Below are 24,808 nucleotides of genomic sequence, written 5' to 3'. Positions count from 1 at the left end.
CCGGCCCGGCGACGGCGGCACGACACGCCGTAAGGGACGACGAGGTCGAAGTGGCCTGAAATCGCCCGTCGCGAGGCCTTCGGAACCGGACCGGGGGCGGGCCCTGACACCCGCCCCCGGTCCTTTCGTCGGATGGGCGACGCCCGCGCCACGCCCGGGCGTCAACGCGGCGGTTCGGCCGTCGTCACCTGTCGGTGCGCGAGCTCCGCGAGCCGCGCCTGCCCGTCCTTGCCCGGGTGGAACCAGTCCCAGCGGCTCAACTGTTCCGCCGCGAACGGGTACTGGAAGACCGCGCCGCCGTCGTAGCGGCACAGCTCGTCCCGCGCGCACACGTCGCGCAGTACCTCGTTGTACTCGACCACCCGCGCCCGCACCTGTTCCCGTCGGGCGGTGGCCCCGGCCGTCGACGACAGCGGCTCGGCCAGCATCGACTGGCAGATGCCGAGCTTCCAGACCTGCCGGATCATCGGGCTGTCCTTGCCCTGTTCCCACAGCCGCTGGAGGTCCGGTACGGAGGACACGTAGACCTGGGAGGCGGGGGACGCGGCGCGCAGGTCCCGCAGGGAGCGCTCGAAGTCCGCCCGGAACTCGGCCACCGGGGTCATCGACGAAGCCGTCGGCCGGCAGGCGTCGTTCGAGCCCACCATCACCGTGACCAGGCCCGGACGGTGCGCGGCCGCCTGCGCGAGCTGCCCCGGGAGGTCTGCCATGCGCGAGCCGGTGGCCGCGAGGTTCCAGCTGCGGGCGGGCGCCTCGGCGTCGCCGAGGAGGCGGGCGGCGAGCGAGCGGACGGCGGGGTCGGTGCCGGTGGCCCAGGAGACCTCCGGGCAGTCCGCCAGCACCGAACAGGCGTCGAAGCCGCGGGTGATGGAGTCCCCGACGGCGGCGACCGAGGCGGGTGCGGTGTTCCAGCGCGGCCTCGCCTGCGCGCCCCTCTCCCCCTCGGGTGACGACCTGTCGTCGTCACACGCCGTGACCGTCGACAGGAGCAGGGCCGTCGCCACGCTCACGCCCGCGACGGTCCGACGCACGCGGCGTCGCGGGGCGGTGGTGCGCATCGGGTGGTCCCTCCCTCGTCGCCCCGTGTCCTTCCCGGGGCGTCCTGCTGAGTGAATGCTCTGTGTTTACCGGGTTCGGAGCGACCGTACGTCACACCATGACCCCTGGCGCACGGTAGCTTTTTCCCGTGGCGTTTCGGCCGCAAGCGCCGCAGCGCAATGTCCAATAATTTCCGTTACATTACATCACGTCACATACTGTCCGTTTTCTGGAGATTATTCCCGACCTCGTCCCACACTGGAGGTCCCGGTGACGACACGTGGAGTTCTGTACGTGCATTCCGCGCCGCGCGCGCTCTGTCCGCACGTGGAATGGGCCGTTGCGGGCGTGCTCGGGGTGCGTGTGAACCTCGACTGGATCCGGCAGCCCGCCTCCCCCGGCACCTGGAGAGCCGAGTTCTCCTGGCAGGCCGAGGCCGGCACCGCCTCGAAACTCGCCTCGGCCCTGCGCGGCTGGCACCTGCTGCGCTTCGAGGTGACCGCCGAACCCTGCCCGACCGCCGAGGGCGAGCGCTACAGCTCCACCCCCGAACTGGGCATCTTCCACGCCGTCACCGGCATGCACGGAGACATCCTCATCCCCGAGGACCGGCTCCGCGCCGCCCTCGCCCGCTCGGCGCGCGGCGAGACCGACCTGGAGGCGGAGATCGCCAAACTCCTCGGCAAGCCCTGGGACGACGAACTGGAGCCCTTCCGCTACGCGGGCGAGGGCGCCCCGGTCCGCTGGCTCCACCAGGTCGTCTGAGACGGCGCACACATGAGGGAGGCCCCCACCGGCACTGCCGGTGGGGGCCTCCCTCATGTCGTGCGTGCCCGGGGGCGACCCGGTCAGACCGTACGGAACGCCAGCGAGACGTTGTGGCCGCCGAAGCCGAACGAGTTGTTGATCGCCGAGATCGGGCCCTCGACCGGCAGCTTGCGGGGCTCGCCGCGCACGATGTCCGCGTCGACGTCCTCGTCCAGGTCGTCGATGTTGATCGTCGGCGGGGCGATGCGGTGGTACAGCGCCAGCACGGTCGCGACGGTCTCGATACCGCCCGCGCCGCCCAGCAGGTGACCGGTCATCGACTTGGTCGCGGAGATCGCGATGTGGTCGAGGTCGTCGCCCAGGACCTTGCGCAGGGCCTTCAGCTCGGCCGTGTCGCCCTGCGGGGTGGACGTGGCGTGCGCGTTCACGTGGACCAGCTCGGACGGGTCGAGCTGCGTGTTGTCCAGCAGGTTGCGCAGGGCCGCCGCGACGCCGCGACCCGTGGGCTCCGGCTGCGCGATGTGGTGGCTGTCCGCGGACAGGCCCTGGCCCAGCACCTCGCAGTAGACGCGGGCGCCGCGCGCGGCGGCGTGCTCGGCGGACTCCAGGACCACGACACCGGCGCCCTCGCCGAGGACGAAGCCGTCGCGGGCCTTGTCGTAGGGGCGGGAGGCCTCGGTGGGGGCCTCGTTGTTCTTGGACATCGCCATCATGTTGGCGAACGCCGCGATCGGCAGCGGGTGGATCGCCGCCTCGGTGCCGCCGGCGACGACGACGTCGGCGCGACCGGTACGGATCATCTCGACCGCGTAGCCGATGGCCTCGGCGCCCGACGCGCACGCGCTGACCGGGGTGTGCACACCGGCGCGGGCGTTGACCTCCAGGCCGACGTTGGCCGACGGGCCGTTCGGCATGAGCATGGGGACGGTGTGCGGGGAGACCCGGCGCACACCCTTTTCCTTCAGTACGTCGTACTGGTCCAGCAGAGTGGTGACGCCACCGATGCCGGAGGCGATCACGGTGCCCAGGCGCTCGGGGACGGCGGACTCGTCCTCGCCCGCGGGAGCGGTGTAACCGGCATCGGCCCAGGCCTCACGGGCGGCGATGACGGCGAACTGGGCGGAGCGGTCCAGCTTGCGGGCCAGCGGGCGGGGCAGTACCTCGCTCGGGTCCACGGCGGCCTGGGCGGCGATGCGGACCGGCAGTTCGGCGAAGCGCTCGCCCTCCAGGGGCGAGACGCCGGACCGGCCGGCGAGCAGACCTTCCCAGGTCGAAGCGCTGTCGCCACCCAGCGGAGTGGTTGCGCCGATACCGGTGACGACCACGGTGCGATTGGTCGGGCTCACAGGAATTCTTTCTCCACGTCTCAGGGGGTGCTGAATTGTCACGGCGCCACCGCCAGGTGGCGACAAACGCTCGTCAGGCTCAGGCCTGGTGCTTCAGGATGTAGTCCGCGGCGTCGCCGACCGTCTTGAGGTTCTTGACGTCCTCGTCCGGGATCTTGACGTCGAAGCGCTCTTCGGCGGCGACGACGACCTCGACCATGGACAGCGAGTCGACGTCCAGGTCGTCGGTGAAGGACTTGCCGATCTCGACGTCCTCGACCGGGATGCCGGCGATCTCGTTGACGATCTCCGCGAGACCTTCGACGATCTCTTCCTGGGTGGCGGCCATGTGGCGCTCCTTCTCTAGCTGACTGGGTGGAACGGGGCGGGAACTGCTCCCGGCCCTAGGGGAGGGTAACGACCGTCGCGGCGTAGACGAGCCCCGCCCCGAAGCCGATGACGAGCGCGGTGTCGCCGCTCTTCGCCGCTCCGGTCGCCAGAAGCCGCTCCATCGCGAGCGGAATCGAGGCGGCCGACGTGTTGCCGGTGGTCTCCACGTCACGGGCGACCGTGACGTGCTCCGGCAGTTTGAGGGTCTTCACCATCGAGTCGATGATCCGCATGTTGGCCTGGTGCGGGATGAAGACGTCCAGGTCTTCCGCGGTGATCCCGGCGGCGTCGAGCGCCTGCTGGGCCACCTTGGCCATCTCGAAGACGGCCCAGCGGAAGACCGCCTGACCCTCCTGCGTGATGGCCGGGAACTTCTCGCCGGAGTCCTTGCCGAGGTAGGCGTCCCACGGCACGGTCTGCTTGATGGTCTCCGACTTGTCGCCCTCCGAACCCCACACCGTGGGGCCGATGGCCGGCTCGTCCGAGGGACCCACCACGACGGCGCCCGCGCCGTCGCCGAACAGGAAGGCCGTCGCGCGGTCCTCCAGGTCGGTCAGGTCCGACAGCCGCTCGACACCGATGACGAGGACGTACTGCGCCGACCCCTCGACGACCATGCCCTTGGCGAGCGTCAGGCCGTAGCCGAAACCGGCGCAGCCCGCGGAGATGTCGAACGCGGCGGGCTTGAGCGCGCCGATCCGGTGCGCGATCTCCGTCGCGACGGCCGGGGTCTGCTTGAAGTGCGAGACCGTCGAGACGATCACCGCACCGATCTGCTCGGGGGAGATCCCGGCGTCGGCGAGCGCCTTGCCGGAAGCCTCCACGGACATCGCCGCGACCGTCTCCTGGGGCGAGGCCCAGTGCCGGGTGGCGATGCCGGAACGGGAACGGATCCACTCGTCGGACGAGTCGATCGTCTCCAGGATGACCTCGTTGGGCACCACCCGGGTCGGGCGGTAACCGCCGACACCGAGGATGCGGGCGTACGGGGAGCCCTTGGCCGGCTTGATCTTGGACATGCTGTGTGGGCTCCTTCTCTCAGGCCGACTGCTCGGCGATGAGCGCCGCGGCCTTGTCGAGATCGTCCGGGGTCTTCAGAGCCACGTTGGGCACGCCCTTGAGCGCGCGCCGTGCCAGACCCTGCAGCGTCCCGCCGGGGGAGAGCTCGATCAGCCCGGTGACGCCCGACGCGGCGAAGGTCTCCATGCACAGGTCCCAACGGACCGGGTTGGCGACCTGACCCACCAGACGGGCGACGACATCGGCGCCCGAGGTGACGACCTGACCGTCCTTGTTCGAGACGTACTTCAGCGCCGGGTCGGCCGGGGAGAGGGCGCGTGCGGCCTCCTCCAGGGTGGCGACGGCCGGGGCCATGTGGTGCGTGTGGAAGGCGCCCGCGACCTTGAGGGCGACGACCTTCATGGAGCCCTCGGGCTTGTCGGCCTCCAGAGCGGCGATCTGCTCCGCGGTGCCGGCGGCCACGATCTGGCCCGCGCCGTTGATGTTGGCCGGGGTCAGCCCCAGCTTCTCCAGGTGCGCGACCACCACGTCCTGGTCGCCACCGAGGACGGCGGCCATGCCCGTCTCGGTGACGGCGGCGGCCTCGGCCATGCCCAGACCGCGGGTACGGACGAACGACAGCGCTTCGTCCTCGGTCAGCACGCCGGCGTACGCGGCGGCGGTGATCTCACCGACGCTGTGGCCCGAGACGGCCCCGAAGGCCGTACGCGGACCCAGCGCGGCGGCGGACAGCAGACCGGCCGCGACCAGCAGCGGCTGGGCCACCGCCGTGTCGCGGATCTCGTCCGCGTCGGCCTTCGTGCCGTAGTGGGCAAGGTCGAGCCCGATGGCGTCGGACCACCCCGCGACGCGTTCGGCGGCGCCGGGGAGTTCGAGCCAGGGAGTCAGGAAGCCGGGCGTCTGAGCGCCTTGGCCTGGAGCGACGAGTACGAGCACCCTCACACTCTCTCTTGTGGGTGGTCTCCGCCGCCCGTGACGACAGGGACGAAGAACCGTCGGGGTAATTGTTGATGTCCGACAAAAGTCTAGGACTGCGGATCTCCGTCGGCCAGGCGCCCCAGGATCAGGGCGATCCGCAGCGTGAACGCCGAACGAACATCGGAGGGTGACCAGCCGGTGACGTCGGTCACACGTCGGAGCCGGTAGCGCACCGTGTTGGGGTGCACGAACAGCATCCGCGCGGCCCCCTCCAGGCTGCTCGCCTGCTCCAGATAGACACTCAGCGTCTCCAGGAGCGCCGAGCCCGCTTCCTCCAGCGGTCTGTAGATCTCCTCCACCAACTGTTCCCTGGCAGAGGGATCCGAGGCGATCGCGCGTTCGGGCAGGAGATCGTCCGCCAACACCGGCCGGGGCGCGTCCTGCCAGGCCGTGCACGCCTTCAGGCCGGCGGCCGCCGCCTGCGCCGACTTCGTCGCGTTCAACAGGTCGGGGACGACCGGGCCCGCCACCACCGGACCGGCCGCGAACGGGCCGATCAGGGACTTCGCGACCTGCATCGGGTTGTCGCTGCCGCCCGCGATGACGACCAGACGGTCGCCGAGCACACCGGTCAGGACCTGGAGCTTGTGGTGGCGTGCCGCGCGGCGGATCGCCTCCACCGTCAGCTCGCTGTCCCCGTCCGGGGCGGTGCCCAGCACCACGCACACGTGATCCGGCGCGTTCCAGCCGAGGGCCGCGGCCCGCGACAGGGCGCCCTCGTCCGCCTCGCCCGACAGCACCGCGTTGACGACGAGGGACTCCAGACGGGCGTCCCACGCCCCGCGCGCCTCGGCCGCCTGGGCGTACACCTGGGCGGTCGCGAAGGCGATCTCCCGGGCGTACACCAGCAGCGCCTCGCGCAGGATCGACTCGTCGCCCGGGGCCGCCACCTCGTCGATCGCGGCCTCCATCACCTCGATCGTGGTGCGCACCATCTCGACGGTCTGGCGCAGGGTGATCGCCCGGGTCAGTTCCCGCGGCGCCGTCCCGAAGACGTCCGTGGAGATCGCCTGAGGCGTGTCGGGGTGGCGGAACCACTCCGTGAACGCGGCGATGCCGGCCTGGGCGACCAGGCCGATCCAGGACCGGTTCTCCGGTGGCATGGCCCGGTACCACGACAGGTTCTCGTCCATGCGCGCGATGGCGTTGGCGGCGAGCCGGCCGGAGGACTTCTCCAGCCGGCGCAGCGTCGCGGCGTGGGGGTGGGCCGGATGCGCGGGACGGACGCCGGTCTCGTGGGAATGCTCGCGTTCGGGTTGGGGCACGGGACAAGACTGCCTTATCGGCGCCCCGGCGCGGACGCGGGTCTCCCGCCGGCCCCGTCGCCGCGGGCTACCGTGACCACCATGATTGACGTACGCCGCGCCGCCGACCGCTACGAGGGAGGGGACCGGGACGCCGGGATCACCACCCGACACGCCTTCTCCTTCGGGTCGTTCTACGACCCGGACAACATCCGCTTCGGGCCGGTGCTGGCCTGCAACGAGGAGCTGCTCGCCCCCGGCGCCGGCTTCGACGAGCACCCGCACAGCCACACCGAGATCGTGACCTGGGTGATCGAGGGCGAGCTCACCCACCGCGACAGCACCACGGGACACACCGGCCGGGTCGGCCCCGGCGACGTCCAGCGGCTCGGCTCGGGATCGGGGGCCCGGCACGTCGAGCGCAACGACGCCGGGGTGCCCCTGCGGTTCGTGCAGACCTGGCTGGCGCCCCTGACGGCCGGCGGGGAGCCCACGTACGAGGTCGTACGGGACCTCGCGGACGGCTCCCCCTACGAGGTCCCGGCGGCCAGCGCGGTGCTGCGGGTGCGGCGTCCGGGGGCGGGCGAGCGGATCCCCGTACCGCGCGCCGAGCGGGTCTACGTGCACGTGGTGCGCGGGGACCTCAGGCTGGACGGGGTCGAGCTCGGGCCCGGGGACGCGGTGCGGATCACCGGCGAGGGCGACGGCCTGGAGATCACCGCCGGGTCCCCGGGAGAGCTGCTGATCTGGGAACTCCCCGCGTAGCCGGCCGCCGGCGGCGGGTCGGGGCGCGGGGCCCGGCGGGTCCCGGGGGCCTACGCGGCGGCGCGCAGTTCCGCGAGGACGGCGTCGGTGAAGGGGGTCCAGGCCTCCACCGCCCAGGGGCCGAAGGGCCGGTCGGTCAGGGCCACGCACGCGGCGCGGACGTCCGGGTCCACCCACAGGAAGGTGCCGGCCTGGCCGAAGTGCCCGAAGGTGCGCGGCGAGGAGGTCAGGCCCGTCCAGTGCGGGGACTTCCCGTCGCGGATCTCCAGGCCCAGGCCCCAGTCGTTGGGGGACTGGTGCCCGTAGCCGGGCAGGACGCCCTTGAGGCCGCCCTGGACCACGGAGGTGGCCTCGGCGACGGTCCGGACGTCGAGCAGGCGGGGCGCCTGGAGCTCGGCGGCGAAGCGCACCAGGTCGGAGACGGTCGACACGCCGTCCTTGGCGGGGGAGCCCTCCAGGGTGGAGGAGGTCATGCCCAGCGGCTCGAAGACGGCCTGGTGGAGGTATTCGGCGAAGGGGATGCCGGTGGCCTTGGCGAGGTGGTCGCCCAGGGCCTCGAAACCGGCGTTGGAGTACAGCCGGCGCTGTCCGGGCGGGGCCGTCACGCGGTGCTCGTCGAAGGCCAGGCCGCTGGTGTGCGCGAGGAGGTGACGGACCGTCGACCCCTCCGGTCCGGCCGGCTCGTCCAGCTCGACGGCCCCCTCCTCGTACGCGACGAGGACCGCGTACGCGGCGAGCGGCTTGGTGACCGAGGCGAGCGCGAAGCGGTGGTCGACGGGGCCGTGCGCGCCGGCCAGGCTCCCGTCCGCGCGGACGACGGCCACGGCGGCGGTCGGCACCGGCCAGGTCTCGACGGTCCGCAGGCTTGCCATGCTGTTCACGGGTTCCAGGCTCTCCATGCGGCCGAGCCTACTTGCTTGGAGTGCACTCAAAGGTTTTAGCGTGGAGCCCATGAGCCTCACGGACACCCGGTACACGATCAGCGAGGTCGAGGCCCGAACCGGTCTGACCCAGCACACCCTGCGCTGGTACGAGCGGATCGGCCTGATGCCGCACGTGGACCGCTCCCACTCGGGGCAGCGCCGCTTCAGCGACAGGGACCTGCGCTGGCTGGAGTTCGTCGGGAAGCTGCGCGCGACCGGGATGTCGGTGGCGGACATGGTCCGCTACGCGGAACTGGTCCGTGAGGGCGAGCACACCTTCGCCGAGCGTCGGGAACTGCTGGAGCGCACGCGCCGCGAGGTGCGGGCGCGGATCGCGGAGCTGACGGACGCGCTCGGCGTACTGGACTTCAAGATCGGCACGTACTCCGGGGCATCCGGGAGGACGGCCACGGGGAAGGCGCAGTGATGACGCGAAAGACGCGAGAGACGCAGCAGGCGCAGCAGGCGCAGAGCGCGGCCAACGGCCCCGGGGCTCCCCTCGCGCGGGTCGAACTCGGCGCGGGCGGACCGGTCGTCGGCGTCCAGGGCCTCGGCTGCATGGGCATGAGCGAGTTCTACGGGGAGACCGACGAGGCGGCGGCGCGCGCCACCCTGGACGCGGCGCTCGAAGCGGGCGTCACCCTCTTCGACACGGCGGACGCCTACGGCAGCGGGGCGAACGAGGAGTTCCTCGCCCCCTTCGTGGCCGCGCACCGCGACGGGATCACCCTGGCGACGAAGTTCGCCCTGGAGCGGCGCGCGGACGACCCGACCCACCGGGGGATCCGCAACGACCCCGCCTACGTCCGGCGGGCCGTCGAGGCCAGTCTGCGCCGCTTGGGGGTGGAGGTGATCGACCTCTACTACATGCACCGGCGCGACCCGGCGGTGCCGCTCGCCGAGTCGGTGGGGGCGATGGCCGAGCTGGTGCGGGAGGGCAAGGTGCGCCACCTGGGGCTGAGCGAGGTCACCGGCGCCGAACTGCGCGAGGCCCACGCGGTGCACCCGATCGCGGCGCTCCAGTCCGAGTGGTCGCTGTTCAGCCGGGACGTGGAGCGCAGCGCGGTGGGCGCGGCGGCGGAGCTGGGCGTGGCCTTCGTGCCGTACTCGCCGCTGGGTCGGGGTTTCCTCGCGGGGGCGTTCGCGGACGCGGCCGCGGAGCTCGGGCCCGGTGACTTCCGGGCGGCGCAGCCCCGCTTCACGGGGGACAACGCCCGGGCGAACGCCGCCCTGCTGGCCCCGGTGCGCGAGGTCGCGGCGGCGCACGGGGCGACGCCCGCGCAGATCGCGCTGGCCTGGGTGCAGCAGCGGGCGTCCGTGCACGGCCTGACGGTGGTCCCGATCCCCGGCACCCGCAGGCCGGGCCGGGTCGTGGAGAACGCGGCCGCGACGCGGATCACTCTGACGGAAGCGGAGCTGGCCCTGCTGGAGCCGGTGGCCGCGCGGGTGGCGGGGGACCGCTACCCGGACATGACGTTCACCTCGGCGGCGCGCGAGGACACGGCCCGGTAGGGGCCTGCCCGTCCGCCCGTCCGCCCGTCCGCCCGTCCGCCCGTCCGCCCGGGTGGGGCCGTCAGGCCCCGTGGAGGCGGACCGAGCCCTTGAGGGCGGCCAGGACGGACGCGGCGAACGGCAGGGACTGGTGGACGGCTCCGGCGCCGGTGGCGAAGACGGCCGAGGCGAGGTCGTGGTCGGGCCGGGGGTCGGGGTCGGTGTCCCGCAGCAGGAGGCGCAGGTGGCCGCCGTCGGGGCCGTCGGGGGAGACCCACTCGACGTCGGAGAGGGTCGACAGCGGGCAACGCTGGTCGCCCGCCTTCCACTTGGTGCCGGTGGCGCCCGTACGGGACCAGTGGAAGGTGATCGTCGTGCCGTCGAAGGTCACCCGGGCGTCGTAGGCCTTCAGCTGCACCGGCGGCGGGGGGACCTCCACGAGGAAACGGTCCGCCGGCTCGCCCGCGGCGGGCCCCAGACGGGCGCGCAGCGCGTCGGCGAAGGCCGCTGCCTGTGGCGCGCGCTCCGCGGGCAGGACCAGCCGATAGGGGTCGCAGACCTCCTTCAGCTGTCCGGCGGCAGCCTCCATCAGCGGATCGGCGCCGGGGCGGGGCGCGGCGCGCAGCACCACCGCGTCCCGGCGGCCCGCGCCCGTGCTCACGGTCACCTCGGACAGCGCTTCCAGGGGGATGCGTCGTGTCCCCAGCGCGTTCCACAGCCGTGGCGCGCGGATCCCCCGTACGAAGCGGATGAGCACCGAGTCCGAGTCGAGCTCCCAGACCGCATGGTTTCCGGCCAGTACGTCACCCATGCGGCACATCGTAAAGGGACGCGCCCCCGCGCGTCCCCCCTCCTCGCGCAGCAGGATTTTTCCGGACGCTACGCGTGTCACCCGGGGAGGGCACCCGTCAGCGGTCTTCGTCGGCGGAGATTTCGCGTCGGCAGTCCGCGGTGTCGTCGGCGCAGGTGACGGAAGAGAACGCGCCGGTTCCGATCCGGGCGAAGTTGTCGAGGGAGGCGGTGCCCGGCTCGAAATAGCCGGTGTGGCTCTTGGCCCCGGTCGAGGCCGGCAGGCGTGCGCCGAACTCCCGCGACACCGGGTCGACGCCGTGGCCGAGCCCGCCGAGTTCCAGGTGCGGTACGTCGGCGATCCAGTCGCCCTCGTCCCGCATCGCCCAGACCCGCGCCGAGGTGTGCAGGGCGGCGACGTTGTCGGCCCGCATGCCGGGGCTGCCCGCGACGACCAGGTCGGTGACCCGGCGCGGGAGGCGGTCGGCGGCGACCCCGCACACCACCGATCCGTAGCTGTGGCAGAAGAGGGCCACGCTCGCGTCCCCGGGCAGCGCCGCGGCCATGGAGGCCAGGCGTACGGCGCCCTGGACGGCGAGTCGGCCGGTGGCGGCGTCGACGCCGACGCCGGTGGGCGCGGTGTAGCCGGCCCAGGCGACGACGGCGGTGCGTTCGGCGGGGGCGGCGGCGCGCTCGGCGTCGTAGAGGGATTCGGCCATGCCGGCGGGGGCCGTCAGGCGGCGGCTGCTGCGTTCGAAGGTGAGGGCGTCGGTGTCCACACCGGGGACGATCACGGAGACGCGGCGGGCCGTGTCGAGGTCGCCGAAGACCTCGGCGACGAGTCCGCCGCCGGTGGGATCGAAGACGAGGATCTGACGGTCGGCCTCGGCGAGGGACGCGAAGCGGTGCGCGCGGCGCAGGGCCGTGGCCCGGTCGGCGGGGGTGAGGGCGACGTCCTTGGCGCGGGCCAGCTCCACCAGGCGGGCGCTCTGGAGCGAGGTGCGGTTGGCCCGGTAGCGGGTGGTGGCGGGGACTCCGTCGAGGTTGCCGACGACGAGCGGGTAGGTGACGGCGAGCCGGGCCCGCTGGTGGCCGTCGAGCTCGGAGAAGAAGCGGGCCACCGTGCGTACGGGCGCGTCGGCGGCGGGGACGGCCCGGCCGTCGACGTGCGCCGTGGCCCACGCGGCGAGCGCGGCGGCGCGGGGCGCCGGCCCGGCCTCGGGGCGGTGCACGGCCGTCCAGCCGGTCGTCGCGAGCATCATGAAGACGACCGCGAGCGCCAGCAGGGCGCGCAGGGCGGCGGGGCGCGCGGGGGCCTCGTGGCGGGTGGGGGCGGGGTGGCCGGGCAGGTTCACTGGAGCCAGCCTAGGAGACCACCGGAGGCCGTGGCGTGCGGGGTGACAGGGCTCACGGCCGACCGTGGGACCCGCACCCCTTTTCGTCACGCTGCGTGGCGGCTCGGGTGACGGGTGGTCAGTTCCGGTCGGGGGCGGGGCGCCAGTGGTCGGCCAGTGCCGGGGCGATCCGGTCGAGGTAGGTCTCGGTCATCCGGCGGATCGCGGCCACGCTGGTGTCCTCGCCCTGACCCCAGAGCCGGCCCGTGACGCGCATCACGCCGCAGAACGCGGCGACGGCCACCCGGGGGCGCGGATCGGAATCCAGGTCGAGTCCCTCGCGGGCGGCGATCAGCCGGGAGACCTGCTCCTCCAGTTGGGCCGAGCGCCGCAGGTGGACGGCGAGGAGGGCCGGGGTGGACTCGATCAGCCGGTAGGCCCGCATGTAGAGATCCACCGGCACCACGTCGGAAATGGCCTGGTCGACGGTGTCCCAGGCGTCGAGCACCGCTCCGCGCATGGCCTGGAAGGGGCTCTCGGCGGCGGGTCGGGCCCGCAGGGCGGCGAGGAAGTGCGACTCGACCAGGTCCTGGACGGCGAAGGCCACCTCCTCCTTGTTCGCGAAGTAGCGGAAGAAGGTGCGCTGGGAGACCTCGACCGCGTCGGTGATCTCGTCGACGGTGGTCTGTTCGTAGCCCTGGGAGACGAAGAGGAGGAGGGCGGAGCGCAGGAGGGCGTCGCGGGTGCGGCGCTTCTTGCGTTCGCGGAGCCCGGCCGCCGGGGCGCCTGGCGCCGGCCGCGGTTCGGTCATCACCGAAGGGTCCTTCCTGACACGGAGTGAGCGGTCAGGGTACCTGTGACGGACCTGACAGCGACTGTCACGCTGAGCCGTTTGTGAAGTGTCAGTCACTGTCACTAGCCTGATCGCATGACGAGTCAGATCACCCTCGCCAAGGAACCGAGCGCACCGCCGGCGCGGTCCGGACTGCGCGGTCACCCCTGGCTGACCCTCTTCGCCGTGGCGATCGGGGTCATGATGGTCACCCTCGACGGCACGATCGTCGCCGTCGCCAACCCCGCGATCCAGCAGGACCTCGGCGCCAGCCTCGCCGAAGTGCAGTGGATCACCAACGGCTACCTGCTGGCCCTCGCGGTCTCCCTGATCACCGCCGGGAAGCTCGGCGACCGCTTCGGCCACCGACAGACCTTCCTCATAGGCATCGCCGGCTTCGCGCTCTCCTCCGCCGCGATCGGCCTGTCCACCGGCGTCGGCCTGGTCATCGGCTTCCGCGTCGCCCAGGGCGTCTTCGGCGCCCTGCTGATGCCGGCCGCCCTCGGCCTGCTGCGCGCCACCTTCCCCGCCGAGAAGCTCAACATGGCCATCGGCATCTGGGGCATGGTCATCGGCGCCTCGACCGCGGCCGGGCCCATCGTCGGCGGTCTGCTCGTCGAGCACGTCAGCTGGCAGTCCGTCTTCTTCATCAACGTGCCCGTCGGCATCGTCGCGCTGCTCTTCGGCCTGTTCATCCTGCTCGACCACCGCGCCGCCGGCGCCCCGCGCTCCTTCGACCTGCTGGGCGTCCTGCTCCTGTCGGCCGCGATGTTCTCCGTCGTCTGGGCGCTCATCAAGGCCGCCGAGTGGGGCTGGGGCGACCCGAAGACCCTGCTCTTCCTCGGGGCCTCCGTCCTGTGCTTCCTGCTCTTCGCCCTGTGGGAGACCAAGGTCGCCGAACCGCTCATCCCGCTGGGCATGTTCCGCTCGCTGCCGCTGTCCGCCGGCACCGTGCTCATGGTCCTGATGGCCTTCGCCTTCATGGGCGGCCTGTTCTTCGTCACCTTCTACCTGCAGAACGTCCACGGCATGAGCCCCGTCGACAGCGGCCTGCACCTGCTCCCGCTCACCGGCATGATGATCATCGGATCGCCGCTGGCCGGCGTGGCGATCAGCAAGGTCGGCCCGCGCGTCCCGCTCGTCGCCGGCATGGTCGCCACCGCCGCCGCGTGCTTCGGGATGGCCGCGCTCACCCCCGACACCGGCACCCTCACCATGTCGCTCTGGTTCGCCCTCATGGGCCTCGGCCTCGCCCCCGTCATGGTCGGCGCCACCGAGGTCATCGTCGGCAACGCCCCGCTGGAGCTCTCCGGCGTCGCCGGCGGACTCCAGCAGGCCGCCATGCAGGTCGGCGGCAGCCTCGGCACCGCCGTCCTCGGAGCGGTCATGGCGGCCCGGGTCGGTGACACGTTCGGGGACAAGTGGCAGGCCGCGCAGCTGCCCCCGCTCGCCCCCGAACAGCTCGACCTCGCCGAGAAGGCGGCCCAGGTCGGCTACGCCCCCGTGCCGCCCGGCACGCCCGAGCCGGTCGCCCGCGCCATCGCCGGCGTCGCCCACGACACCTTCGTCTCCGGCATGAGCACGGCCTTCACCGTCGCCGGCGGCGTCGCCGTCCTCGCCGCGGTCGTCGCCTGCTTCACCAAGCGCGGCGCGAACGCCGCCGCCGGAGCGGGCGCCGCCCACCTCTGACGACCGGCCCGCCGAGGGGTCACGCCCCGGTCAACCCGCACCCCACGACAGCCCCGCCGAACGGTTCCGGCGGGGCCGTCGCCTATCAGGGTGGACCCGCCCGCACCCCCTTCCGCCCGACCGTTCACGCAGGTCAGCGTGGTGCCACGGAGCCTTCGGAGACCGTCCGGGGGCCGCTTGTCAACGAGGAGTCGATTCCGTCATGCGTACGTGGAGCACCGCACCCGTCACCACCCTCGCCGCCGTCCTGCTGGCCGCCGCCGCGCTCGTCCCGGGCGCCGCCGGCGGCGCGCACGCCGCGGGGCCGCCGCCCCTGGGGGCCTGCGCCACCGGACAGCTGTGCCTGTGGGCCAAGGCCGACTTCAAGGGGACCCGCCACACCCACGAGCTGAGCACCCTCGACATCAACAGCTGCACCGCCCTGCCCGCCGGGACCAGCGCGCAGTCCCTCACCAACCGCACCGGGCGCCCGGTGACCACGTACCAGTCCGCCGAGTGCCAGGAGACCGGCGAGTTCCAGACCTACCCCGGCGACGGCGTCTGGCTGCCCCAGTCGCCCTACCAGGTCAGGGCCTTCAAGGTGTGGGAGCGGTGACGGCCTGAGCGCGGCCGTCGCCGGCCGCGCCGCCGCCCTGGTCCGGCACCGGGGCGGGGTCGGCGCCGAGCCGGGCCACCTCGGCGCGCAGCGCCCGTACCTCGCCCTGGAGCTCGCGGATGGCCGCCAACTGGAGCCGTTCCGCCTGGTCGTCCCGTTCGAAACGGGCGATGAACCAGGCGGCGATGTTGGCGGTCACCACACCCAGCAGCGCGATCCCCGACAGCATCAGCCCGACCGCGAGGACCCGTCCCAGTCCCGTGGTGGGGGAGTGGTCCCCGTACCCGACCGTCGTCATGGTGGTGAAGGACCACCACACCGCGTCGCCCAGGTTCTTGATGTTGCCGTCCGGGGCGTCCCGCTCCACGCTCAGCACGGCCAGGGAGCCGAACATCAGCAGCCCGACCACCGCCCCGGCCACGTACGTCGTCAGCCGGATCTGCGGCGCCATCCGGGCCCGCCGACCCACCAGCAACAGCGTCGCCACCAGTCGCAGCAACCGCAGCGGCTGCACGAGCGGCAGCACCACCGCGGCCAGGTCCAGCCAGTGCGTACGCACGAACACCCGCCGGTCCGTCGCCAGGCCCAGCCTGACCAGGTAGTCGGCGGCGAAGGCGGCCCACACCACCCACTCCGCGTACGTACAGGCCCGCAGCACCCCCGCGTCCGCGTCGGGTACGACGATGGGCACCGCGTAGGCGAGGGCGAAGGCCCCGGCGAGCACCAGCAGCGGGACCTGCGTACGGCGCTCCCACCGGGCCTGGCGTGAGGGTTCCTTCATGCCAGGCATCGTAGGGAACGCGCGAGGGGCGCCGGGACCCGCGTCCCGACACCCCTCACACGACCGTGCCCACCGCCGTCGCGGCGGCCTTCGCCACCGCCACGGCCTGCGCCGTCGCTACGCGTCGCCGCCGGCGGCGCCCGGGTCGGCCGCGCTCACGTCCAGCAGCCGGTAGCGGTCCACCGCCTGCTTGAGCACCGACCGGTCGACCTTGCCCTCGCGGGCCAGCTCGGTCAGCGTCGCCAGGACCACCGACTGGGCGTCGATGTGGAAGTAGCGCCGCGCCGCGCCCCGCGTGTCCGCGAAACCGAAACCGTCCGCGCCCAGCGAGGTGTACGAACCCGGCACCCAGCGTGAGATCTGGTCCGGCACCGCGCGCATCCAGTCCGAGACCGCCACGAACGGCCCCTCGGCACCGGACAGCTTCCGCGTCACGTACGGCACGCGCTGCTCCTCCTCGGGGTGGAGCAGGTTGTGCTCCTCCACCTCGATGGCATCGCGCCGCAGCTCGTTCCAGGAGGTCGCCGACCAGACGTCCGCCCGGACGTTCCACTCGGCCGCCAGGATCCGCTGCGCCTCCAGGGCCCACGGCACGCCCACGCCGGACGCCAGGATCTGCGCCGGGATCGCTCCCGACTCGCCCCGCGCCACCCGGTGGATGCCCTTGAGGATGCCGTCCACGTCCACGTCGGCCGGCTCGGCCGGGTGCTGGATCGGCTCGTTGTAGACCGTCAGGTAGTAGAAGACGTCCTCCGCGTCGGGGCCGTACATCCGCCGCAGACCGTCCTTGACGATGTGCGCGATCTCGTACCCGTAGGCGGGGTCGTACGCCACGCAGCCCGGGTTCGTCGACGCCAGCAGCTGGGAGTGACCGTCGGCGTGCTGAAGGCCCTCACCCGTGAGGGTGGTCCGGCCCGCGGTCGCGCCCAGCACGAAACCGCGCGCCAGCTGGTCGGCCATCTGCCAGAACTGGTCACCGGTGCGCTGGAAACCGAACATCGAGTAGAAGACGTAGACCGGGATCAGCGGCTCGCCGTGCGTCGCGTACGCCGAACCCGCCGCGATCAGCGAGGCCGTGCAACCGGCCTCCGAGATGCCGTCGTGCAGCATCTGGCCGGTCGGGGACTCCTTGTACGCGAGCAGGAGGTCGCGGTCGACCGCCTCGTACTGCTGCCCCAACGGGTTGTAGATCTTGGCGCTCGGGAAGAACGCGTCCATGCCGAACGTGCGGTACTCGTCCGGCGCGATCAGCACGAACCGCTTGCCGATCTCCTTGTCCCGCATCAGGTCCTTCAGGACGCGGACGAACGCCATCGTCGTGGCGATCGACTGCTGACCGGAGCCCTTCTTCGCGGACGCGTAGGCCTTGTCGTCCGGCAGCTGGAGCGGCTTGGCGCGCACCACGCGCGTCGGTACGTAACCGCCCAGCGCGCTGCGCCGGTCGTGCATGTACTGGATCTCGGGCGAGTTCGGACCCGGGTGGTAGTACGGCGGGGCGCCGTTCTCCAGCTGGGCGTCCGTCACCGGGATGTGCAGGCGGTCGCGGAAGCGCTTGAGGTCGTCGACCGTCAGCTTCTTCATCTGGTGCGTCGCGTTGCGGCCCTCGAAGTTCGGGCCGAGCGTCCAGCCCTTGACCGTCTGCGCGAGGATCACCGTCGGCTGGCCCTTGTGGGCCTTGGCCGCCGCGTAGGCCGCGTAGATCTTCTTGTGGTCGTGGCCGCCGCGCCCCAGGTGCAGCAGCTGCTGGTCGCTCATGTTCTCGACCATCGCCCGCAGCCGCTGGTCGTCGCCGAAGAAGTGCTCGCGGATGTACGCGCCCGTCTCGGTGGCGTACGTCTGGAACTGCCCGTCCGGCGTCGAGTTCATCCGGTTGACCAGGATGCCGTCGCGGTCCTGCGCGAGCAGCGGGTCCCAGGAACGGTCCCAGATCAGCTTGATGACGTTCCAGCCGGCGCCCCGGAACTGCGACTCCAGCTCCTGGATGATCTTGCCGTTGCCGCGCACCGGGCCGTCGAGGCGCTGGAGGTTGCAGTTCACGACGAAGGTGAGGTTGTCGAGCCCCTCGCGGGCGGCGATCGACAGCTGGCCCAGCGACTCCGGCTCGTCCATCTCGCCGTCGCCGAGGTAGGCCCACACGTGGGACTTGGAGGTGTCCGCGATCCCGCGGGCCTCCATGTACCGGTTCATCCGCGCCTGGTAGATCGCCCCCAGGGGACCCAGACCCATCGAGACCGTCGGGAACTCCCAGAAGTCCGGCATCAACCGCGGGTGCGGGTAGCTGGACAGACCGTACGGGGCCTTCGACTTCTCCTGCCGGAACGCGTCGAGCTGCTGCTCGGAGAGCCGGTCCAGGAGGTAGGCGCGGGCGTAGATGCCGGGGGAGGCGTGACCCTGGAAGAAGATCTGGTCGCCGCCGTCGCCCTCGTCCTTGCCCCGGAAGAAGTGGTTGAAGCCCACGTCGTAGAGGGAGGCGGAGGAGGCGAAGGTCGCGATGTGACCGCCGACGCCGATGCCCGGACGCTGGGCCCGCGAGACCATCACCGCGGCGTTCCAACGGGTGGCGTTCAGGACCTTGCGCTCGATCTCCTCGTTGCCGGGGAAGAACGGCTCGTCCTTGGTGGCGATCGTGTTGACGTAGTCCGTGCTGCGCATCTCCGGCACGGCCACGCGCTTCTCGCGGGCCCGCTCGATCAGTCGCAGCATCAGGTAGCGGGCCCGTTCACGGCCCCGCTCGTCGACGGCGGCGTCCAGGGAGTCGAGCCACTCCTGCGTCTCCTCCGGATCGAAGTCCGGGACCTGACTCGGCAGGCCGCCAATGATGATCGGATTGCGATCGGATGCGGAAGCCACGCTGTTCCTTCGCTGTCGGGGGAGTCGTGCCTTGGGTCGCCGCCTCCCATGGTCTTACGCCCGGCCGAAATCTTCACCTCTACCACTGGGTAACACCTGGAGCGGAGAAGGAGCGGCCGGCGGGCCGGGTCGCGCGCCTGGTCAAACCGCAACCTTACGCTCAAGTCGATCAGGGGGTTCGTAAGGCCGTTCGTCCCTCAAACAGGTAGGAAAGTCCTCATGCGATGTCGAATGAGTCGGAATCGTGTGGGATGAATCACCAGCGGTGGGCCGGGGAAGCCTGAAAGTTGCGGCGAGACGGCCGTAATCGTCACCGTTTCGGCGGTCCCGACGGCCGGGTACTTGCGCGATCCGCCGCGCCCGTGTGGACTACGCCCAATGCTGCGCGTACGCGCGCCGCCGAAAGACATTCACCGAACATGAGCAGGAGGCACCCCGTGAGCGCGACCGCGGACCACGCGGAGAGCCTGGCCGCCCGGCTGGGTTTCCAGTCCGAACAGGTGGTCCAGGAGATCGGCTACGACGAGGACGTCGATCAGGATTTCCGTGAAACTGTCGAGAGCCTCGTCAGTGAGCTTGCCGACGAGGACTACGACGACGTCGCCGACGCGGTGCTGCTGTGGTTCCGCGACGAGGACGGCGACCTGACGGACGCCCTGGTCGACGCGACCGAGCTGGTCGAGGACGGCGCACTGATCCTGCTGCTGACCCCCAAGACGGGCCGTGACGGCTACGTCGAGGCCAGCGACATCAGCGAGGCCTCCACCACGGCCGGCCTCTCGCTGGCGAAGGGCCTGCCGGTCGGCAAGGAGTGGACCTCCACCAAGCTGACCAAGCCGAAGACCGCCAAGAAGCGCTGAGCCGCGCCCCGCAGCCAAGCGGAGACACACCCCGCCGACCCGGAATCCCCGCGGTCGGCGGGGTGTGTTCGTTCCACCCCCGCCGACCGCGGGGTCGAAGCCCTAGGCTGGGCTTCACTCGAACGGCCCCAGTGCGGGGCGATCCAAGGACGAAGGGACGCGACAGATGGCGATCGAGGTCGGTAGCAAGGCCCCGGACTTCGAGCTCAAGGACAACCACGGCGCGACCGTGCGGCTCTCCGACTTCCGGGGGGAGAAGGCCGTCGTGCTGCTCTTCTACCCGTTCGCCTTCACCGGCGTCTGCACCGGCGAGCTGTGCGAGCTGCGCGACCAGCTCCCCCGCTTCCAGAACGACGACGTCCAGCTCCTCGCCGTCTCCAACGACTCCGTGCCGACGCTGCGCGTCTTCGCCGAGCAGGAGGGCCTGGACTACCCGCTGCTGTCCGACTTCTGGCCGCACGGCGAGACCTCCCGCGCCTACGGCGTCTTCGACGAGGAGAAGGGCTGCGCGGTGCGCGGCACCTTCGTCATCGACAAGGACGGCGTCGTGCGCTGGACCGTCGTCAACGGGCTGCCCGACGCGCGTGACCTGAACGAGTACATCAAGGCCCTCGACAGCCTCTGATCATCCCGGACGGGGGGACCGGCGCCTCCGCGCGGGCCGCTCCGTCCGAAAACCGCCTGAAGGCGGGAACCCGTCACTAGGATCGAACCGTTGATCCTGTAGCAATCGCACGACGGGGCCCCGCCCCACACACATACCAATGGAGGACCCGTGGGAGTCAGCCTCAGCAAGGGCGGCAACGTCTCGCTGACCAAGGCCGCGCCTAACCTGACGGCGGTCATCGTCGGTCTGGGCTGGGACGCTCGCACCACCACCGGTGTCGACTTCGACCTCGACGCCAGCGCGATCCTGACCAACGACCAGGGCAAGGTCGCCAGCGACGCGAACTTCGTGTTCTTCAACAACCTGAAGAGCCCCGACGGCTCGGTCGAGCACACCGGTGACAACACCACCGGTGAGGGCGAGGGCGACGACGAGGCCATCAAGGTCAACCTCGCCGGCGTGCCGGGCGATGTCGCCAAGATCGTCTTCCCCGTCTCGATCTACGAGGCCGAGAGCCGCCAGCAGAGCTTCGGCCAGGTCCGCAACGCCTACATCCGCGTCGTGAACCAGGCCGACAACACCGAGCTGGCCCGCTACGACCTCTCCGAGGACGCCTCGACCGAGACCGCCATGGTCTTCGGCGAGCTGTACCGCAACGGCGCGGAGTGGAAGTTCCGCGCGATCGGCCAGGGGTACGCCTCGGGTCTGCGCGGCATCGCGCAGGACTTCGGCGTCAACGTCTGAGTCCGAAGAGCAGTCCGTCCGTCCGGCGCCGTGCACTGTGTGTACGGCGCCGGACCGGCTTTGCCACCATGGGCACGGTGGCTCCGCCATCACCACCACGTCGTCCGGGGAGGACCACATCATGGGCGTCACACTCGCCAAGGGGGGCAACGTCTCCCTGTCCAAGGCCGCACCGAACCTCACCCGGGTTCTGATCGGTCTCGGATGGGACGCGCGCTCGACCACGGGGGCGGACTTCGACCTCGACGCGAGCGCGCTGCTGTGCAACAGCGGCCGTGTGCTCGGGGACGCGTACTTCATCTTCTACAACAACCTCAAGAGCCCCGAGGGCTCCGTCGAACACACCGGGGACAACCTCACCGGCGAGGGTGACGGCGACGACGAGTCGATCATCATCGACCTCACCAAGGTGCCCGAGCGCGTGGACAAGATCGTTTTCCCGGTCTCGATCCACGAGGCGGATTCCCGCCGGCAGAGCTTCGGCCAGGTGAGCAACGCCTTCATCCGCGTGGTCAACATGGCGGACGACCAGGAACTGGCCCGCTACGACCTCACCGAGGACGCCTCCAGCGAGACCGCGATGATCTTCGGTGAGGTCTACCGCTACGGCGGCGAATGGAAGTTCCGTGCCGTAGGACAGGGGTACGCGTCGGGCCTCAGGGGCATCGCTCTAGACTTCGGGGTCAACGTTTCGTAAAGCCGTACAAGACGATGGGGTGCCAGTGGTTCTCAAAACCTTCGGCTGGTCGTTCGCAGTCACTGCGCTCGGTCTGGTCGCAGCGGTGTTCTACGGGGGGTGGACCGCTTTTGGGATCGTGGCGATCCTGTCGATCCTCGAAATCTCGCTGTCCTTCGACAACGCGGTGGTCAACGCCGGAATCCTGAAGAAGATGAATGCCTTCTGGCAGAAGATCTTCCTCACGATCGGTGTGCTCATCGCCGTGTTCGGCATGCGCCTGGTCTTCCCCGTCGTCATCGTGGCCGTCAGTGCCAAGATCGGGCCCATCGAGGCCATCGATCTCGCGATGACCGACAAGGAGATGTACCAGCAGCTCGTGACGGACGCCCACCCGTCCATCGCCGCCTTCGGCGGCATGTTCCTGCTGATGATCTTCCTCGACTTCATCTTCGAGGACCGTGACATCAAGTGGCTCGCCTGGCTGGAGCGCCCGCTCGCCAAGCTCGGCAAGGTCGACATGCTCTCCGCGTGCATCGCGCTGATCGTCCTGGTCGTGGCCTCCATGACCGTCGGCGCCAACGCCCACCAGCACGGCGGCATGCACGTCGACAAGGCGCAGACCGTCCTGATGTCCGGCGTCCTCGGCCTGATCACGTACATGATCGTCGGCGGCCTCTCCGGCTACTTCGAGAACAAGCTGGAGGAAGAGGAGGAAGCCGAGCACGAGGCGGAGGAAGCGGCCAAGAAGAGCGGCAAGCCCGTCACGGCCGTCGCCATGGCCGGCAAGGCCGCCTTCTTCATGTTCCTCTACCTCGAAGTCCTCGACGCCTCCTTCTCCTTCGACGGGGTCATCGGCGCCTTCGCCGTCACCAACGACATCGTGCTCATGGCCCTGGGCCTCGGCATCGGTGCCATGTACGTCCGTTCGCTGACGGTCTACCTCGTCCGCGAGGGCACCCTGGACGACTACGTCTACCTGGAGCACGGCGCCCACTACGCGATCGGCGCCCTCGCGGTGCTCCTGCTGGTCACCATCCAGTACGAGATCCCCGAGGTCATCACCGGCAGCATCGGCGTCATCCTCATCGCCTGGTCCTTCTGGTCCTCGGTGCGACGCAACAAGCGCATGGAACTGGAGGGTTCCGCCGCCGAGGCATGACCTCGCCGGTAATGCGGAACGCTCTGGATGCGGGGCGGCCCAGTGGTCCACGGACCTGCGGGCCGCCCCGTTCGCATGTGCGGCCCGCACGTGCGGGAGGGGAAGAGGGGATCTGGGGGGAGTGGGGACATGGGGTTCTTCGACGGGATCAGGGGCGCCCGAGCCATGGGGTTCGACTCGGGCCACGCCTCGTCGAACGCGATCGAGCTGACCAGGAGGCAGCCCACGGTGTCGCTGACGCGCCAGCAGGCGGTGCACGGCAATCTGCGCGTGAACCTCTCCTGGCGGATGCGCACCTCCGACATCGGCGGCAGGTCGGGCCCGAGCGGCAGCCTGCTGCGGCATCCGTTCAAACTGTTCAAACCCGACATGGTGCAGGCCCACACCCAGGGCATGGTCAACGTCGACCTCGACATGGGCTGCCTGTACGAGCTGACCGACGGCACGCGGGGCGCCGTCCAGCCGCTCGGGAACCTGCTGGGGGACCTGAACGATCCCCCGTACGTGAAGCTCAGCGGCGACGACCGCTTCGGCTCCGCCTCCGGGGAGACGCTGTACATCAACCTCGACCACGCCGACAAGATCAAGCGCCTGCTGGTCTTCGTCTACATCTACGACCAGACGCCGGCCTTCGACCGGACGCACGCGCTGGTGACCCTCTACCCGGTCACCGGCCCGCGGATCGAGATCCCGCTGGACGAGCGGCAGCCGCAGGCCCGCTCCTGCGCCGTGGTCTCCCTGGAGAGCGTCAAGGGCGAGCTGGTCGTGCGGCGCGAGGTGAAGTTCGTGTACGGGTTCCAGGCCGAGCTGGACCGCCTCTACGGGTGGGGGCTCCAGTGGGGCCGGGGCTACAAGAGCACCAAGGCCTGACCGGAGCCCCGGACGGGGCCCCGGTCAGGGGCCCGCGGTCGGGGCCCCGGCGGGGTCGGCGGCAGGGTTTCGCGGCCGGCAGCCGGCGGCGGGCGCGGCGGCGGGGTTCAGCGGCGGATGAACTGCGGGCCCTGCACCGGCAGCCGGAACGCCGGGTCGCCTCCCGGGGCCGGGACCGGGGCCGGGGAGACCGGCTGCGGGTACCCGTACGCGGGCTGCGCGGCCGGCGGGGCCTGCGTGGGCGGGGCGGGCGGCACCGGCGGGCGCATCGCGGCCGTCCGGTCGTCGCCGCCCGCCGCCGGGGTGGAGGCGGCGGAGGACGCGTCGCCGGCGCCCTCACCGCCCTCGGCGGCGTTCTCGTCGACCGAGATGCCGTGGTCGGTGGCCAGGCCCACGAGCCCGTCGACGTAGCCCTCGCCCAGCGCGCGGAACTTCCACCCCTCGCCCCGGCGGTACAGCTCCCCGCACATCAGGGCCGTCTCGGCGCCAGTCTCGGGCCGCACGTCGAAGTGGGCCAGCGGCTCGGGGCCGCCGCCCGGGGTGGCGTCGTAGAGCAGGATCCGCAGGTCGCGCACCCGCTGGAAGGGCACGTCCTCGGCGGAGGCCACGACCAGGATCCGGTCCACGGCCGGGGTGACCGCACGCAGATCGGCCTGGACGGCGTCGGTGACCGCGTCGCCGACCTGCTTCTTCCCCAGTCGCCAGACGGCCCCGGACGGGTGACGGGGCTGGTTGTAGAACACGAAGTCCTCGTCCGAGCGCACGCGCCCGTCCGCGCCCACGAGCAGCGCCGAGGCGTCCACGTCCGGCACCTCGGGCCCCGTGGTCCAGCGCAGCACCGCCCGGACCGCCACGGGGGCCACCGGGATGTTCGAGCCCTTCTGCATCGCGTGCGTCATGCCCGTCATCCTGCCCTCCCGGGCCCGACCTGGACAATGCGGCCCCCCGTAGGGCCTTGTACGGAACGCGACCGCTGGGCATGGTGCGAGAGGGTTACCGGAACTTCATGTGTTTGAGGAACTCTTGACTCGTGTTCGTACGTACTATTACCGGCCACGCCAGTCGGGCCGCAGAGGC

The 24,808-nt window shown here is 71.3% G+C and carries 25 protein-coding genes; 12 read left to right on the top strand and 13 right to left on the bottom strand.

Going from position 1 to position 24,808, the window contains the following annotated elements; all coding sequences use genetic code 11:
- Nucleotides 1-161 precede the first annotated feature (161 nt).
- Entirely contained in the window at nucleotides 162-1,058 is an 897-nt protein-coding gene (locus AB0D01_RS30490; RefSeq protein ID WP_363060876.1) for an SGNH/GDSL hydrolase family protein, read from the bottom strand.
- 250 nt (nucleotides 1,059-1,308) lie between these two features.
- Between AB0D01_RS30490 and AB0D01_RS30485 the strand changes: the two genes are divergently transcribed.
- Nucleotides 1,309-1,803 (top strand): DUF3145 domain-containing protein, encoded by a 495-nt coding sequence (locus tag AB0D01_RS30485; RefSeq protein ID WP_030160508.1) that lies wholly within the window; start codon nucleotides 1,309-1,311, stop codon nucleotides 1,801-1,803.
- A gap of 83 nt (nucleotides 1,804-1,886) precedes the next feature.
- Here the strand turns inward: AB0D01_RS30485 and fabF are convergent, their stop codons facing one another.
- The 5 genes from fabF to AB0D01_RS30460 all read right to left on the bottom strand — a co-directional run bounded on the left by fabF (nucleotide 1,887) and on the right by AB0D01_RS30460 (nucleotide 6,784).
- Nucleotides 1,887-3,152, bottom strand: coding sequence for a beta-ketoacyl-ACP synthase II (gene fabF, locus AB0D01_RS30480; protein WP_363060874.1), 1,266 nt, complete (start codon nucleotides 3,150-3,152; stop codon nucleotides 1,887-1,889).
- A gap of 79 nt (nucleotides 3,153-3,231) precedes the next feature.
- Nucleotides 3,232-3,480, bottom strand: a complete 249-nt coding sequence (locus AB0D01_RS30475) for an acyl carrier protein (RefSeq protein ID WP_030227178.1) — start codon at nucleotides 3,478-3,480, stop codon at nucleotides 3,232-3,234.
- A 55-nt stretch (nucleotides 3,481-3,535) separates the two neighbouring features.
- Complete coding sequence (locus AB0D01_RS30470; RefSeq protein ID WP_363060872.1) at nucleotides 3,536-4,540, bottom strand: ketoacyl-ACP synthase III; 1,005 nt, start codon at nucleotides 4,538-4,540, stop codon at nucleotides 3,536-3,538.
- Nucleotides 4,541-4,559: 19 nt separating this feature from the next.
- Nucleotides 4,560-5,477: an ACP S-malonyltransferase gene (locus tag AB0D01_RS30465; RefSeq protein WP_363060871.1), complete on the bottom strand. Its 918-nt coding sequence runs from the start codon at nucleotides 5,475-5,477 to the stop codon at nucleotides 4,560-4,562.
- 89 nt (nucleotides 5,478-5,566) lie between these two features.
- Nucleotides 5,567-6,784, bottom strand: coding sequence for a helix-turn-helix domain-containing protein (locus tag AB0D01_RS30460; protein WP_363060869.1), 1,218 nt, complete (start codon nucleotides 6,782-6,784; stop codon nucleotides 5,567-5,569).
- Between the two features lie 81 nt (nucleotides 6,785-6,865).
- Here AB0D01_RS30460 and AB0D01_RS30455 point away from each other — a divergent pair, with 81 nt between their 5' ends.
- The gene (locus AB0D01_RS30455) at nucleotides 6,866-7,528 is read left to right on the top strand and encodes a pirin family protein (protein WP_363060867.1); all 663 of its coding nucleotides are present in this window, start codon (nucleotides 6,866-6,868) and stop codon (nucleotides 7,526-7,528) included.
- Between the two features lie 50 nt (nucleotides 7,529-7,578).
- On the opposite strand, the gene AB0D01_RS30450 is transcribed toward AB0D01_RS30455, so the two are convergent.
- Entirely contained in the window at nucleotides 7,579-8,400 is an 822-nt protein-coding gene (locus AB0D01_RS30450) for a serine hydrolase domain-containing protein (protein ID WP_363060966.1), read from the bottom strand.
- 79 nt (nucleotides 8,401-8,479) lie between these two features.
- Between AB0D01_RS30450 and AB0D01_RS30445 the strand changes: the two genes are divergently transcribed.
- The gene (locus AB0D01_RS30445) at nucleotides 8,480-8,878 is read left to right on the top strand and encodes a MerR family transcriptional regulator (RefSeq protein ID WP_363060865.1); all 399 of its coding nucleotides are present in this window, start codon (nucleotides 8,480-8,482) and stop codon (nucleotides 8,876-8,878) included.
- Nucleotides 8,878-9,963 carry an aldo/keto reductase gene (locus AB0D01_RS30440; protein WP_363060863.1) on the top strand — a complete coding sequence of 362 codons (1,086 nt, stop codon included), beginning with the start codon at nucleotides 8,878-8,880 and terminating at the stop codon, nucleotides 9,961-9,963. Before AB0D01_RS30445 ends, AB0D01_RS30440 begins: the two co-directional genes overlap by 1 nt.
- Nucleotides 9,964-10,024: 61 nt before the next feature.
- On the opposite strand, the gene AB0D01_RS30435 is transcribed toward AB0D01_RS30440, so the two are convergent.
- The 3 genes from AB0D01_RS30435 to AB0D01_RS30425 all read right to left on the bottom strand — a co-directional run bounded on the left by AB0D01_RS30435 (nucleotide 10,025) and on the right by AB0D01_RS30425 (nucleotide 12,876).
- Nucleotides 10,025-10,753 carry a DUF4429 domain-containing protein gene (locus tag AB0D01_RS30435; RefSeq protein WP_363060861.1) on the bottom strand — a complete coding sequence of 243 codons (729 nt, stop codon included), beginning with the start codon at nucleotides 10,751-10,753 and terminating at the stop codon, nucleotides 10,025-10,027.
- A gap of 97 nt (nucleotides 10,754-10,850) precedes the next feature.
- Entirely contained in the window at nucleotides 10,851-11,993 is a 1,143-nt protein-coding gene (locus tag AB0D01_RS30430) for an alpha/beta hydrolase (RefSeq protein WP_363060964.1), read from the bottom strand.
- A gap of 211 nt (nucleotides 11,994-12,204) precedes the next feature.
- Nucleotides 12,205-12,876 (bottom strand): TetR family transcriptional regulator, encoded by a 672-nt coding sequence (locus tag AB0D01_RS30425; protein WP_363060859.1) that lies wholly within the window; start codon nucleotides 12,874-12,876, stop codon nucleotides 12,205-12,207.
- A 117-nt stretch (nucleotides 12,877-12,993) separates the two neighbouring features.
- Between AB0D01_RS30425 and AB0D01_RS30420 the strand changes: the two genes are divergently transcribed.
- Nucleotides 12,994-14,586, top strand: a complete 1,593-nt coding sequence (locus AB0D01_RS30420; RefSeq protein WP_363060857.1) for an MFS transporter — start codon at nucleotides 12,994-12,996, stop codon at nucleotides 14,584-14,586.
- A 202-nt stretch (nucleotides 14,587-14,788) separates the two neighbouring features.
- Nucleotides 14,789-15,181 (top strand): peptidase inhibitor family I36 protein, encoded by a 393-nt coding sequence (locus AB0D01_RS30415; RefSeq protein ID WP_363060855.1) that lies wholly within the window; start codon nucleotides 14,789-14,791, stop codon nucleotides 15,179-15,181.
- On the opposite strand, the gene AB0D01_RS30410 is transcribed toward AB0D01_RS30415, so the two are convergent.
- Nucleotides 15,162-15,962: a potassium channel family protein gene (locus AB0D01_RS30410; RefSeq protein WP_363060853.1), complete on the bottom strand. Its 801-nt coding sequence runs from the start codon at nucleotides 15,960-15,962 to the stop codon at nucleotides 15,162-15,164. The genes AB0D01_RS30415 and AB0D01_RS30410 overlap by 20 nt on opposite strands.
- A 117-nt stretch (nucleotides 15,963-16,079) precedes the next feature.
- On the bottom strand, nucleotides 16,080-18,812 hold the full coding sequence (aceE, locus tag AB0D01_RS30405) for a pyruvate dehydrogenase (acetyl-transferring), homodimeric type (protein ID WP_363060851.1): 2,733 nt from the start codon (nucleotides 18,810-18,812) through the stop codon (nucleotides 16,080-16,082).
- Between the two features lie 437 nt (nucleotides 18,813-19,249).
- On the opposite strand from aceE, the gene AB0D01_RS30400 reads away from it, so the two are divergent.
- The 6 genes from AB0D01_RS30400 to AB0D01_RS30375 all read left to right on the top strand — a co-directional run bounded on the left by AB0D01_RS30400 (nucleotide 19,250) and on the right by AB0D01_RS30375 (nucleotide 23,731).
- The gene (locus AB0D01_RS30400) at nucleotides 19,250-19,672 is read left to right on the top strand and encodes a DUF3052 domain-containing protein (protein ID WP_363060849.1); all 423 of its coding nucleotides are present in this window, start codon (nucleotides 19,250-19,252) and stop codon (nucleotides 19,670-19,672) included.
- A 166-nt stretch (nucleotides 19,673-19,838) separates the two neighbouring features.
- The gene (locus AB0D01_RS30395) at nucleotides 19,839-20,297 is read left to right on the top strand and encodes a peroxiredoxin (protein WP_363060847.1); all 459 of its coding nucleotides are present in this window, start codon (nucleotides 19,839-19,841) and stop codon (nucleotides 20,295-20,297) included.
- A 150-nt stretch (nucleotides 20,298-20,447) separates the two neighbouring features.
- Nucleotides 20,448-21,023 (top strand): TerD family protein, encoded by a 576-nt coding sequence (locus tag AB0D01_RS30390; RefSeq protein WP_266788238.1) that lies wholly within the window; start codon nucleotides 20,448-20,450, stop codon nucleotides 21,021-21,023.
- A 121-nt stretch (nucleotides 21,024-21,144) separates the two neighbouring features.
- Nucleotides 21,145-21,720, top strand: coding sequence for a TerD family protein (locus tag AB0D01_RS30385; protein WP_363060845.1), 576 nt, complete (start codon nucleotides 21,145-21,147; stop codon nucleotides 21,718-21,720).
- 25 nt (nucleotides 21,721-21,745) lie between these two features.
- On the top strand, nucleotides 21,746-22,861 hold the full coding sequence (locus AB0D01_RS30380; protein ID WP_363060843.1) for a DUF475 domain-containing protein: 1,116 nt from the start codon (nucleotides 21,746-21,748) through the stop codon (nucleotides 22,859-22,861).
- 129 nt (nucleotides 22,862-22,990) lie between these two features.
- Nucleotides 22,991-23,731 (top strand): Tellurium resistance, encoded by a 741-nt coding sequence (locus tag AB0D01_RS30375; protein ID WP_363060841.1) that lies wholly within the window; start codon nucleotides 22,991-22,993, stop codon nucleotides 23,729-23,731.
- Nucleotides 23,732-23,838: 107 nt separating this feature from the next.
- Here AB0D01_RS30375 and AB0D01_RS30370 read toward each other — a convergent pair whose 3' ends face one another.
- Nucleotides 23,839-24,630 (bottom strand): TerD family protein, encoded by a 792-nt coding sequence (locus tag AB0D01_RS30370; protein ID WP_363060839.1) that lies wholly within the window; start codon nucleotides 24,628-24,630, stop codon nucleotides 23,839-23,841.
- Nucleotides 24,631-24,808: the final 178 nt, after the last annotated feature.

It is taken from the genome of Streptomyces sp. NPDC048606 (assembly GCF_040650855.1).
Classification (GTDB): Bacteria; Actinomycetota; Actinomycetes; order Streptomycetales; family Streptomycetaceae; genus Streptomyces.
Note: the sequence above shows the minus strand (reverse complement) of the source record. Positions and strands in the feature narration are given on the sequence as shown.